2 protein-coding genes are annotated in these 424 nt (G+C 74.8%); both read right to left on the bottom strand.

What is annotated here, in order from left to right; translation table 11 throughout:
* On the bottom strand, positions 1 to 246 hold a 246-nt coding region (locus D7Y13_RS43550; protein WP_208734684.1), incomplete at its 3' end, for a hypothetical protein.
* A partial coding sequence (locus D7Y13_RS43545; protein ID WP_208734683.1) for a hypothetical protein occupies positions 243 to 424 on the bottom strand: 182 nt, incomplete at its 5' end. The genes D7Y13_RS43550 and D7Y13_RS43545, both read right to left, overlap by 4 nt.

Here is a 424-nt window from a genome sequence, read left to right as displayed (position 1 = left end):
GACCTGCAGCATCGTGCCGCGCCGGGCCCGCATCTCCCGCAGCGTCGCCTTCTCGACCTGCGCGATGAGGGTGGCGTGCTCGCCGACCTCCAGCCCGGCGATGGCGGTGAGCTCACCCCGGTTCACGTAGCGGCGCGGGTAGTGGCGCAGCAGCCCGCCGACGGTGGTGACGTCGAGCTGGGCGGCCAGCAGGTCGGACGACTTCTTCCCCAGCCGGGGCGCGAGCGGGTCGGACAGGTCGGTCATTCCACTCCCAGGACCAGCGGGTGCTCGCTCGGGCCGCCCCGGTGCACCGCGAACTCCACCTCCGGGTGGGTGCGCCGCAGGTCGGCCGCCAGGCCCTCGCCCAGCGCCCCGTCGACGCCCTCGGCCAGCAGCGCCGTGACGATCTCGCCCCCCGCGGTCAGCATGCGGTGAGCCAACC

This window comes from Corallococcus praedator (assembly GCF_003612125.1).
GTDB lineage: Bacteria > Myxococcota > Myxococcia > Myxococcales > Myxococcaceae > Corallococcus > Corallococcus praedator.
Note: the sequence above shows the minus strand (reverse complement) of the source record. Positions and strands in the feature narration are given on the sequence as shown.